The 12,691-nt window shown below is 38.6% G+C and carries 10 protein-coding genes and 1 pseudogene; 10 read left to right on the top strand and 1 reads right to left on the bottom strand.

Annotated features, from left to right (window positions below; genetic code table 11):
• The 3 genes from EAH57_RS07025 to EAH57_RS07015 all read left to right on the top strand — a co-directional run.
• A partial coding sequence (locus tag EAH57_RS07025) for a DUF2345 domain-containing protein (protein ID WP_147440120.1) occupies positions 1 to 884 on the top strand: 884 nt, incomplete at its 5' end.
• A 2-nt stretch (positions 885 to 886) separates the two neighbouring features.
• Complete coding sequence (locus EAH57_RS07020) at positions 887 to 2,131, top strand: hypothetical protein (RefSeq protein WP_121929420.1); 1,245 nt, start codon at positions 887 to 889, stop codon at positions 2,129 to 2,131.
• Positions 2,131 to 2,484: a hypothetical protein gene (locus EAH57_RS07015; protein ID WP_121929419.1), complete on the top strand. Its 354-nt coding sequence runs from the start codon at positions 2,131 to 2,133 to the stop codon at positions 2,482 to 2,484. The genes EAH57_RS07020 and EAH57_RS07015 overlap by 1 nt, the downstream gene beginning before the upstream one ends.
• Before the next feature lie 140 nt (positions 2,485 to 2,624).
• Here the strand turns inward: EAH57_RS07015 and EAH57_RS16275 are convergent.
• Positions 2,625 to 3,014, bottom strand: a pseudogene (locus tag EAH57_RS16275) (formylglycine-generating enzyme family protein); the annotation flags it as partial.
• A 230-nt stretch (positions 3,015 to 3,244) separates the two neighbouring features.
• Here EAH57_RS16275 and atzF point away from each other — a divergent pair.
• The 7 genes from atzF to hchA all read left to right on the top strand — a co-directional run bounded on the left by atzF (position 3,245) and on the right by hchA (position 12,678).
• Positions 3,245 to 5,071, top strand: coding sequence for an allophanate hydrolase (gene atzF, locus EAH57_RS07005; protein ID WP_121929418.1), 1,827 nt, complete (start codon positions 3,245 to 3,247; stop codon positions 5,069 to 5,071).
• Positions 5,072 to 5,086: 15 nt separating this feature from the next.
• Positions 5,087 to 8,692 carry an urea carboxylase gene (gene uca, locus EAH57_RS07000; protein WP_121929417.1) on the top strand — a complete coding sequence of 1,202 codons (3,606 nt, stop codon included), beginning with the start codon at positions 5,087 to 5,089 and terminating at the stop codon, positions 8,690 to 8,692.
• Between the two features lie 11 nt (positions 8,693 to 8,703).
• The gene (locus tag EAH57_RS06995) at positions 8,704 to 9,399 is read left to right on the top strand and encodes a GntR family transcriptional regulator (protein WP_121929416.1); all 696 of its coding nucleotides are present in this window, start codon (positions 8,704 to 8,706) and stop codon (positions 9,397 to 9,399) included.
• A gap of 21 nt (positions 9,400 to 9,420) precedes the next feature.
• Entirely contained in the window at positions 9,421 to 9,651 is a 231-nt protein-coding gene (locus EAH57_RS06990; protein ID WP_121929415.1) for a hypothetical protein, read from the top strand.
• A gap of 154 nt (positions 9,652 to 9,805) precedes the next feature.
• Positions 9,806 to 10,681, top strand: a complete 876-nt coding sequence (locus EAH57_RS06985; protein ID WP_121929414.1) for an AraC family transcriptional regulator — start codon at positions 9,806 to 9,808, stop codon at positions 10,679 to 10,681.
• A 7-nt stretch (positions 10,682 to 10,688) separates the two neighbouring features.
• Entirely contained in the window at positions 10,689 to 11,693 is a 1,005-nt protein-coding gene (locus EAH57_RS06980; RefSeq protein WP_121929413.1) for an NAD(P)H-quinone oxidoreductase, read from the top strand.
• Between the two features lie 109 nt (positions 11,694 to 11,802).
• A complete protein-coding gene (gene hchA, locus EAH57_RS06975; protein WP_121929412.1) occupies positions 11,803 to 12,678 on the top strand; it encodes a glyoxalase III HchA in 876 nt (291 codons plus the stop codon).
• Positions 12,679 to 12,691: the final 13 nt, after the last annotated feature.

The raw sequence follows: 12,691 nt of genomic DNA, 5'->3' as shown, positions 1-12,691 counted from the left end.
CAGGAGAAGGCTTACTGATCAGCACCCATGCACAACAACAAGCACAAGGCGAACACCTCGAAGCGCAAACAGCCAAACAACAACTGGAAGGCAACCAGAACAATGCCAAAGCCCTCAGTGAAGTGGCGAAGAATCAACAAACGGATGAACTCGAAGCTTTAGAACAACTCAAAGCGTTCGCTGAGACAATTCAGGACAAGATTGCTAAATTTAATGAAGCAATCCTTTTACTCAGTTCGCCAAACGGCATTGGACTCAGTACCGCAGAAGACATACACCTTTCCGCCGATGGACAATTGAACCAATTTGCAGGCGACAGCATTAACCTGACCACACAAAAGAATTTCATCGCCCAAGCCAGTCAAAAGATCAGCCTATTTGCAGCACAGGGTGGGATTAAACAAGTTGCAGCAAAAGGTAAGTTTGAGATACAGGCCCAGTCCGATGGTTTAGATATCTTAGCGAAGGCAGGCATTCAGATTATCTCGACAGAGGATACGATTTATTTAACTAGCCCCAAAGAAATCGTCTTTAAAGCAGATACGTCAGAACTGAAGGTGAATGGTTCGGGAATCTTTCCAACGACAGGTGGCAAGTTTGAGGTCAAGGCTGGGCAGCATTTGTTTATGGGAGGTTCTAATATGAATCTGAGTGTTCCTCAGTTACCTGTTTTTGGTGTAAAAAATCACCACAATTTAAGGTATCTTTTGAAAGATAAAGAAAATATTCCATTTGCTCATCATAAATATATTGCTTTTATGCCAAATGGAGAAAAACTAGAAGGTCTAACTGATGAAAATGGATATACTCAATTATTTAATACTGTACGCCCAGAAGATATATCTATCCACTTGTATAATAATGAAGAACTTGATATAGATTAGCCATGAAAAAATTCTATCCATATATTATTTTAAAAACTAATGTTTCAACTAAGTTGTTGAAATATAATATCTACATATATAATACAGTGCTCAATAAGGCTGAGACAGCTATTGTTTTTAAAGATAGTGCATTTAAAAAAATAGGTGATCAGCTTTATCAAACTAAGCCAGTCGAAATCGATAGTTCAAAAATAGGATTAGAAAGACTTAGAGACTGCGTTATTATTCTTAATTTATATCGACTAACTTCATCAGGGAAAGAAAACCTAGTGATAAGTCGTTACATTATTCCAGATAAAATTGAATCTTACCCTTATCAAGATCATGCAAAGAACAAAAATATTCCCGTAACAACGTACGTTGAGTCAACGGCTGTAACTAAAATCGTTAAAGATGATATCTCTAAAAATGAATTTGAACTCGCTTTAAATCGAAATCGAATTTTTCAGTGTATTGATTCTGGCTGTAGACCAGGAGAAGCTAAAGATCCTTTTTCTAAGGCTCAAATTGAGGCTGGACTACAATCGAGATTAAATGAACCTCTTCCAAATCAAGACTTCACATCATTATGTGGACCAGCAGCTTACTTTTTTTGTTTAATTAATTTAAGCCAATCCAAATATAAGTTAGCTGTGAAACAACTTTGGGAAACAGGGCAGACAAAGATTGGGGAACTAGAAATTAAACCTTCATTGAATGGAAGTAGGCGTGTAAAGAATTTTTACATGACTAGTGGTGATCCAAAAATTCCTCCCATTGACTGGATCATGCTTGCAAGTTTACGTGAATCTGAAAATATTAGTTTAACACTTAAAGATCCTTCTCAAGAAGTTGCGGGAATTACGCTCTGGACAGAACTAAAAAATTGGTTTAGCAAGTCAGGGTTTAAGGGTTTAAAAACATATCCCTTTTATCTTAACGGTTACAATCCCAGTTTGATTAATGAAATTAATCAATATGCTGGTGAAGATTATTATGTAGTCACTTTAATATCGGCAAGTCTTCTTAGTAGTGGTAGTAGTTCTGGTACTCAAAGTTTTCCCGATCATTGGATTGTCTGGACAGATAAATTAAGAGATACAAAGGGACGACCTATTACAATTTCGTCAGATCCATATAAAACTGAAGTTAGACTAAAAATGTTTACTTGGGGAGAAAACACCCAGAGACTCGGTTCAGGAATATCTCTGTATGATTTTGAAAAAAAAATATTTTTTGCCTTACTTATAAAAAAGGAAAGATTTTAATGAAAATTAAGCTGATCATTATTTTTTCGATATCCTTGATACTCACAGGTTGTGGTAAGAAATATACCATTACTCCCGATAGCTTGCCTTTAGCCCATGTTAATCAAGAATACAAACAAACTATAAAAATATCTGGGGGTAAAGTTATCGATCACTATGCTAAATTAGAAACAAATATTCCAAAAGAATTAGGAATAACTATTCAACCTGTAAATGATCTAGATGGTTATAATATTATTGAGGTCAAGGGGAATCCTAAGTACAAAGGTACATTTACAATTCATATTTGGGCTGGTTTTTATGCAGGCGGTAATGCAGAAATCAATAAAACATATACGCTTACAGTTCAGTAAGAGCTTTTAAGAGATTAAATTTTTTGGACCTGTGCTAGATAGCATTGTGACAATCTACTTTTATGAAGATAACTAGACGTAGATTAAATTGCAGGTCCTTGAGGATTCTTTTCTGGAGGTTTTTATAGTAATAGGAATCGTTCATACTCGCCCTTATCTGTTGGGTAAATAACGTATTCACCGCGATTACTTGTGCATATTCCCAATGCGCCTCATTTGAGAGATTCATCGGTATCCCCACTTGTTCACCTATACACTGACAGTAATCATTGGCTTGTTGCCAACTTGATCCCAGCAGGTGCATTAGGAACACGGTTAATTTTAGAGATTTCTTGCATCCCAGCTTTGTGCTATCCAGTTGCTTCTGTATAGATATTAAAGTCGTCGAAAGTAGTTTTATAGGCATTTAAGCTAAAACTATCGAGCGTGACTTTGTGTAATAGCATGGGCTGCATAGAGTCCCATGATGAGTAATTTACCCTTGGGTGCGTAATGGGGTTTCCCATCATAAAAGAATCACCTTCGACAAAGTGCAGTTAAGGCAATACTAGAAAGTAATTTGGAAATGCTAGATAAAAATTACATTCTCAGCATTATCTCTAGAATTGTGCAACAACAGTGATTTCAGCACCAATAATAAGCATATTTATCAGATCTAAAAATTAAATATATCTAAATACATGAATTATATTAAAAAATTATTATGGCACACTTTCTGCATTTATTAATTCAAACTTGTATACAAGATAGGATTCATAAAGTGCACGAAATTAAAACTTTAGGCTGGACAATTTCTGAATGGCAAACGGCTTACTTAAAAAAAGAGATTCAGCTCGATACTTTAAAAGATTTAGTTGCAGCAATTGACCCTCAAGACAATGCATGGATTTCAATTGCAACGGTAGATCAAATTGAACAGCAAATCCAAGTATTGAATCACTTAACTCAAGATGCTGAGAATCTGCATAAACAATTTCCACTTTACGGCGTACCGTTTGCCGTGAAAGACAATATTGATGTTGCAGGATTTGCAACAACAGCAGCATGTAAGGCACTAACCGCAATAGCAGAGCAAGATGCAGAAACAGTACGTTTGTTAAAACAAGCTGGTGCGGTTGTGATTGGTAAAACCAACCTTGATCAATTTGCTACAGGTTTAGTGGGGACACGTTCGCCATTTGGTGCAGTGCCAAATACATTTAAAGCTGAATATGTCAGTGGGGGGTCAAGTTCTGGCTCAGCAAGTGTCGTGGCTCGTGGATTCGTGCCATTTGCATTAGGTACAGATACCGCGGGTTCAGGCCGTGTACCTGCAGCATTTAATAATATTGTTGGTTTAAAGCCAACCAAAGGGCGTTTTTCGAATCGTGGCTTAATACCTGCGTGTAAAAGCCTTGATTGCATTTCGATTTTTGCTTTAACAGTTGTAGATGCAGACTTGGTTGCAAATGTTTTAGAAGCATATGATGCTTTAGACAGTTATTCACGTAAGCATCCTAAAAACGTCCCAGCGCATTTCTCTAGCAAATTAAAATTTGCCATCCCAGAAAAACTAAATTTCTTTGGTGATCAGCAAGCCGAAAAAGCATTTCAACAAACTGTGCAATTGCTGGAAAGTTTAAACGCTGAAATCACCAAGATTGATTTTTCAGATTTTGATAAATTAGCAGCGCAACTCTATCAAGGGTCTTGGGTGGCAGAGCGTACCGCAGCCGTTGAAGATTTACTGAAAACTAATCCTGAAGCTTTTGATCCAACCGTATTGGAAATTATTAAAAATGGAGAAAATTATTCAGCGGTTGATGCCTACAATGCAGAATATTTAAAACAGGATCTCGCTCGAAAAATCCAACAACGATTGGCTGAATTTGATGCCTTAATCGTACCAACAGCGCCAACCATTTATACCATTGAGCAAGTACATCAGCATCCGATTGAATATAACGCTCATTTTGGTACGTATACCAACTTTACCAATTTAGCCGATCTCAGTGCGTTGGCTTTGCCAGCAGGTTTTAGAGGAGATCATTTACCTTTTGGCATCACCTTAATCGCACCAGCTTGGCACGATGCCGCATTGGTTCATTTCGGTAAGGCTTGGCAAAACTACTTAGCACTGAAATTAGGTGCTTTAGATAAGACTCAGCCTTTAAGTTCAGCAAGCCCTATTTCTCCACATCATATTCGTGTTGCAGTCGTCGGTGCTCATTTGACAGGCATGCCGCTGAATTTCCAGCTCACTACTCGTGATGCAGTGCATATCGAAACTACAAAAACGTCTAAAAATTATGAACTTTATGCTTTAAACGGCACTGTTCCACCAAAACCAGGATTAGCACGTCAGCAAGATGGTCAAAGCATTATCGTTGAATTGTGGGATGTCCCAACAGCTCGTTTTGGTGAGTTTGTGGCTGAGATTCCAACACCTTTGGGCATAGGCAATGTTGAGCTAGAAGATGGTCGTTGGGTTAAAGGCTTTATCTGTGAGCCTTATGGCATAGATGATGCAGAGAATATTAGTCATTTTGGTGGATGGAGAGCCTATATCCAGCATCGTCACAGCCAAGCAGCAAACACAGCGAATTAATTGGGGGAAATCATCATGTTTAAAACTGTACTTATTGCAAACCGTGGTGAAATTGCTGTTCGAGCGATTCGCACTCTCAAAAAATTAGGCGTGACCAGTGTTGCTGTTTATTCAGATAGCGATCGTTATGCACAACACGTTGAAGATGCTGATATTGCGATTGGATTAGACGGTTTAAAGCCTGTCGATACTTATTTGAGTATTGAAAAACTAATTCAGGCAGCTAAAGAAACTGGTGCTGAGGCAATCTTTCCGGGGTATGGCTTTCTTTCTGAAAGTGCTGATTTTTCCCGTGCCTGTGAGGAAAATAATATTGCCTTTATGGGGCCAACAGCTGAGCAAATTCTAGAATTTGGTTTAAAACACCGTGCTCGTGAATTGGCTGCCGCTGCCAATGTGCCAATGACTCCGGGAACAGGATTGCTGGATAGTTTAGAAGAAGCACTCACTGCCGCAGACCGTATTGGTTATCCAATTATGCTGAAAAGTACCGCAGGTGGTGGTGGTATTGGTTTGACTCGTTGTGATACGCCACAAGCGTTGACCGATGCTTATGAAAGTGTAAAACGTTTGGGTGAACAGTTTTTCAAGGATGCAGGCGTATTTATTGAATGCTTTATTGATAAAGCTCGCCATGTTGAAGTACAAATTTTTGGTGATGGAAAAGGGCAAGTCGTTGCCTTTGGTGAACGTGATTGTTCTTTACAACGTCGTAATCAAAAAGTGGTTGAGGAAACACCTGCGGGAAATTTACCTGAAGAGACACGCAAAAAATTGCATCTAGCTGCGGTTGAGTTAGGCAAATCGGTCAATTATCGTAGTGCAGGGACCGTTGAATTTATTTACGATGCAAATCGAGATGAATTTTATTTTTTAGAAGTGAATACGCGTTTACAGGTTGAGCACCCAGTCACTGAGATGGTCACTGGTTTAGATCTAATTGAATGCATGCTCAAAGTGGCTGCGGATGATGAACTCGATTGGGCATATCTCAGCGATATTCAGCCGAAAGGTGCTGCAATTGAAGTGCGAGTTTATGCCGAAGACCCTGTAAAAAATTTCCAACCTAGTCCAGGTGTATTAACTGAAGTCGCCTTTCCTGAGGGTACACGTGTCGATACTTGGGTGAAAACAGGCACAGAGATTTCTCAATACTTCGACCCAATGATTGCCAAGATAATCGTTCACGCGGATGACCGTCCTAGTGCTATTGAAGAATTAAAGAATGTATTGGCTGAAACACGTTTAAATGGGATCAGCACCAATTTAGATTACGCACGTGCCATTGTTTCAGATCAGCGCTTTGAATCAATGCAGATTTGGACACGTATGTTGGATGATTTCAACTATACGCCAAACGTAATTGAAGTAGTTCAAGCAGGAACGTTGAGTTCAATTCAGGATTATCCGGGTCGTACAGGCTATTGGGATATTGGTGTACCTCCATCAGGCCCAATGGATGATTATGCATTTCAGCTTGCCAATCGTATTGTTGGAAATGATGCTAAAGCCGCAGGTTTTGAGTTTACTTTAGTTGGGCCGACTTTAAAGTTTCATGCAAATACAACCATTGCTTTAGCTGGAGCCAGCTGTACAGCTTTATTGGATGATAGAAAAATTGATTTTTGGCAACCAGTTGATGTGAAAGCAGGTCAAATACTAAAGATTGGTCAGGTAAATTCAGGTTGTCGTACTTATTTAGCGGTAAGAAATGGCTTAGATGTTCCTGTTTATCTGGGTAGCCGTTCTACCTTTGCACTTGGCAATTTTGGTGGTCATGCTGGGCGTACTTTACGCGTTGGTGATATAATTAAACTGGTTGATCCAGCATTTGCCAGTATAGAACTTCCAATTGCAACTGACGTGCCTCAAGCATTATCGGCTGATCTGATTCCTGAATATGGCAATGAGTGGGAAATCGCAGTTTTATATGGCCCACATGGCGCACCTGACTTCTTTAAGCCTGAATATGTGGAGGAGTTTTTTGCATCAGAGTGGACAGTACACTTCAACTCCAACCGTTTAGGCGTGCGTTTATCAGGACCGACGCCAAGCTGGGCGCGAGAAAATGGTGGTGAGGCAGGTTTACATCCATCCAATGTGCATGACTGTGAATATGCGATTGGCGCAATCAACTTTACTGGTGATTTCCCTGTTATTTTAGCAAAAGATGGTCCGAGTCTAGGTGGTTTTGTATGTCCTGTAACCATTGCCAAAGCAGAACTTTGGAAAGTTGGGCAGTTAAAGGCGGATGATAAAATTCGTTTCTACCCAATCACGGTAGAACAAGCCAATGAATTAGAACGCAAGCAAATTGAAAATATACAAAACTTTGCCGATGCGACCAAAGTCGTGGAGACGATTGAGCCAACTCAAGATGTGCTAACAACAATTTTGGCACAACGTGAACCAACCGATTTATCACCAAAAACAGTTTATCGCCAAGCTGGGGATAGCTATATTCTTTTAGAATACGGCGAAAATGTTTTAGATTTGGCGTTGCGTTTACGTGTGCATCAATTGATTCAAATGATTCGTGCAGCAAATATCGATGGCATATTAGAACTGTCACCGGGTGTACGTTCGTTGCAAATTAAATATGATGGTTTAGTGATTCCACAATCAGAACTGATTGCTCAATTACTTAAACTTGAAGAAGAAATGGGCGATTTGAGTCAGTTAAAAATTCCATCTCGAATCGTACATTTGCCAATGGCATTTGAAGACAGTGCAACTTTAGGGGCTGTTGAACGCTATCAAGAAAGTGTTTGTTCAAAAGCACCGTGGTTGCCAAACAACGTAGATTTCATCCAACGCATCAACGGTTTGGCAGATCGAAATGAAGTCAAAGATATTATTTTTGATGCGAATTATTTAATCCTTGGTTTAGGCGATGTTTATCTTACTGCACCATGTGCCGTACCAATCGATCCACGTCATCGCTTACTGAGTTCTAAATACAATCCAGCACGTACCTTTACCGCAGAAGGAACAGTGGGGATTGGTGGTATGTACATGTGTATCTATGGCATGGACTCACCGGGTGGTTATCAGTTAATTGGTCGTACTCTGCCAATTTGGAACAAGTTTAAGAAGAATAAGCAATTTGGCAATAAGCAATGGTTCTTGCAATTCTTCGATCAAATTAAATATTTTGAAGTCACTGAAGAGGAATTAAATCAGTGGCGTGCTGATTTTGAAAATGGTCGTGCGCAGATTCAAATTGAGGAAACTGAGTTTGATTATGCAAACTATGTAAAATTCTTAGAGAATGAGGCGGAAAGTATTGCTGAGTTTAAAGCCAAGCAGCAACAAGCATTTATCACCGAAGTGAGCCGTTGGAAAGAAGAGTTTGCCGCACAGCCAGAAGAACAGATTGAACTTTGTAACAATGCGGACTATAGCCATCTTTCATCCCTCAACGCATCGATGACTGGCAATATCTGGAAAATCTTTGTTGAAAGCGGTCAGGAGGTTAAAAAAGGTGAGACTATTGCTATTATTGAAGCAATGAAAATGGAACTTCCTGTTTATGCAGAAGAGGATGGCATCGTGAAAGCCATCATTTGCAGAGCAGGGCAAACCGTACATAGTGGCGAGCCACTGGTCTATATGGAATAAGGCAAGGCTGCATGAAAGAAACCAAAATAAAAACAACAAAAAGCTCAGACAATTTGTCTGAGCTGGTTTACCAACGCATAAAGAATGATATTTTTGATTTCAAACTAATGCCTGGTGAACGTTTCACTGAGTCCGAAGTTGCAAAGGCTTATGATGTGAGTCGCACCCCAATCCGACAAGCTTTGTATCGTTTGCAGCAAGAGGGTTATGTCGATGTGAGTTTTCGTAGCGGTTGGCAAATCCGACCGCTCAATTTTCGTTATTATGAAGAACTCTATGATGTGCGGATTGTGTTGGAAAAAGATGCCATTCGGAAGTTATGTCATATAGATCATCAAAACTCAGTCGAACTATCGGTTTTAAAAGACTTTTGGATGGTTGAGCCGAATCAATACCTAAAAGACATTAAACAACTCTCGCAGCAAGATGAAGATTTTCATTGTGCTTTAGTTCGCGCCTCTGGAAATAATGAAATGGCTAGAATTCATCGTGATTTGAGTGAGCGAATCCGTATTATTCGTCGTTTGGATTTCTCTAAAGATTATCGTGTTGAAGCGACTTATCAAGAACATCAAAAGATACTCGGTTTGATTTTTGATCGTAAAGTAGATGAAGCCATTCAAGCGATCGAAGCACATATTATGCAAAGTCGCGATGAAGTGAAAAAGATTACTTTGCAAATGTTAGATTCGAGTCAGTTTTATTGATTTATGAGTTATGGATTACGAATGCTTGAAAATGAATTAACTTATAGTATTCAACAATTTATAGATAAAAAGGATATATCTGTAAAGAATGCTAATAAAATTGAATTTTTGCTTGAAAGTTTAAATTCAGAGCAGGAGTTAGTTGAAAATACTATTTTAATGTTGGCTTCTTATCTACCTAATGGTGGAAAATATATGTACGACGAAGACCAAGTTGCTTATGAGCTAAAGAAAATATTGAAAATTTTGTAATAGATAATTAGATTTTATTTATCATAGTTAGAATAAAAATTTAATATTCTATTAAAACACTCTATTTTTCATGCCTAATCCTGCATAAAACTAACATCTTTCATTACTTTTCTATTTAATAATAAAGATCAAACTTCCAATCATCAGATGAAACATGATGAATGATCAAACACTAACTGCACTTTTTCTAAAAATCGTTCAAAAAGAAGGCTTTTTTACTACAGCAATCGATGGCATCACCTTGATGCGTGTAGATCACAACACGCCACCACTAGCCGTACTGCAAGAACCGACTTTAGTTTTTGTTTTACAAGGCAAGAAACGTGGCTACATCGGAACAGAAACCTATACATTTCAACAAGGCGAATGTCTAATCGTTTCAGTATCTATGCCATTTGATTGCGACACGATTGCAAGTCCTGAGTCACCTATGATCGCTGTAAGCATGAAACTTGAGGCGGATACTGTCAATGAATTACTAGCAAAAACCTATTTTGAAAATGATGGGTTTAAGCCACTCACTACGGGTATGAGTGTAATTCAATGTGATCAAAATATTGCAAATGTACTGATACGATTATTGAATACACTTACATCAGCGCAAGATATTTTGATTTTAGGTGATCAAATAAAACGAGAACTCTTATATCGAGTGATTCAACACTCAGGTGCAGATGCTTTAAAAGGGTTAGTGGCTCAAGGAAATTTAAGACCAATTTATAAAATTTGTGAATATATTCAGCATCATTTTACAGAGAAATTAACAGTAGAAATGCTGGCTGAGCAAGCCAATATGAGCATTTCTGCTTTTCATAAAGCATTTAAACAAGTCACCTTACATTCTCCATTGCAATACCTCAAAGTCGTTCGATTGCATAAGGCCAAACAATTGTTGCAAAACGAAAACCAAAGCGTTGCGCAAGCAGCTTATGCTGTTGGTTACCAAAGCTCTTCACAATTTAGTCGAGAATTTAAAAAGCAGTTTGGTTTTCCTCCTAAACAAGCTGAATTCAATACTGATAAGGAATAAGCAAATCATGAATCGAAATAGTGTAGATCAAATGAAATATATCGAAATTACTCAAGCGGGCGGTCCAGAAGTATTAAAAGTTGCACAAGGTGATCGTCCAGAGATTAAAGAAGATGAAGTGCTCATTGAAGTCTACGCAACAGGTATCAATAGGCCTGATATTTTGCAACGTCAAGGACTTTATCCAATGCCGAAAGGCGTAACACAAATTCCGGGTCTGGAAGTTGCTGGCGTTATTGCACAAGTAGGGAATAAGGTAGAAAAGTTTAAAGTCGGCGATAAAGTGTGTGCACTTACCAATGGCGGTGGATATGCAGAATATTGTGCTGTACCCGCAAATCAGACCTTATCAATTCCCAAAAATCTGAGCTTTGTAGAAGCAGCTGCTATTCCTGAAACTTACTTTACGGTATGGGCAAATCTATTTCAGATCGGGCAGTTAAAAAATCATGAAACTGTCTTAATTCATGGTGGCGCAAGTGGTATCGGTTCAACCGCGATTAGTCTATGTCATGCGATGGGAATTCAAAATTTTTCAACAGTTGGCAGTGATGCCAAGGTCGAAAAACTAGCTTCAATGTCTCAAGTCATCAATTATAAAACTCAGGATTTCGAAAAAGAAATTTTAGAACGTACCGATGGTCAAGGTGTCGATGTCATCTTGGATATTATAGGTGCATCTTACTTCAATCAAAATTTGCGCTTACTCAAACGAGATGGTCGACTAGTCATTATTGGCTTTATGGGTGGTCGAAAAGTCGATGGTTTTGATATACAAGAGCTAATGCTCAAGCGTGCGGTGGTGACTGGCTCAACCATGCGTGCTCGAACCAATGATGAAAAAGCAAAAATTACTCAAGAATTAGAACAGTTTGTGTGGCCGCTAATTGAAACAGATCAATGTAAACCGATTATTTATAAGACTTTTGCTTTTGAAGATGTTGCAGCAGCACACCAATGTCTTGAAAGTAGTCAACATATTGGAAAAGTGGTACTCGAGATTAAATCGTAATTTTGCCTAATTATATTCATCACATGCCTATTTATGTGCATTACTTGAGAACAACTCAACTCTTGAGCAGTATGTGTATAAATAAAACACCCCTATGAGGACACTCAAAATGACAACAAATACTGATGATCGTAACCCAACGCCTGATGTTGCTGAAGATAATGCTTTTTTTCCATCGCCTTATTCATTGAGCCAATACACATCTCCTAAAACAGATTACGACGGAACCACGTATCCGGATCCTTATCAGGGCGATAAGAAGATACTTATGATCGCAACGGATGAACGTTATATCTTGATGCAGAATGAAAAATTCTTTTCTACAGGTAATCACCCTGTTGAAATGTTATTGCCTATGTTTCATTTAGACAATGCTGGTTTTGCTTTTGATATCGCAACGCTTTCTGGTAATCCAGTAAAGCTTGAAATGTGGGCGATGCCTAATGAAGAACAAGTGGTTCTAGACACCTATAAGAAGTATGAGAAACAACTGAAAGCGCCACTTAAGCTAGCAGATATATTGGATAAAGTACTCAGTAAGGACTCTCCTTATGCAGCCGTATTCATTCCGGGTGGGCATGGCGCAATGGTAAAAATACCGCACAGCAAAGAAGTTAAATCCGTGTTGAAGTGGGCAGTTGAAAATGACAAATATGTGATCACACTTTGTCATGGTCCGGCAGCCTTATTGGCGGCAGCAGTTGATGAAAATTCAAATGATTACCTTTTTAAAGGTTATCAAGTCTGTGTATTCCCTGATGCTTTAGATACTGGTGCCAATATTGATATTGGTTATATACCAGGCCCACTACCGTGGTTGGTTGGTGAAAGTTTAGAGAAACTCGGTGTGGAAATCCTAAATAAAGAAATTACAGGTCAAGTTCATCAAGACAGAAAATTATTAACAGGTGATAGTCCTTTGGCTTCAAACAATTTAGGTAAGCATGCAGCGAATGCTTTATTAGCAGATACAAATATTGTTTAAAGGAATACATCCC

This window comes from Acinetobacter sp. 2JN-4 (genome assembly GCF_003687745.1).
In the GTDB taxonomy this organism is placed as follows: Bacteria; Pseudomonadota; Gammaproteobacteria; order Pseudomonadales; family Moraxellaceae; genus Acinetobacter; species Acinetobacter halotolerans.
This window is presented reverse-complemented; position numbering and strand designations above follow the sequence as displayed.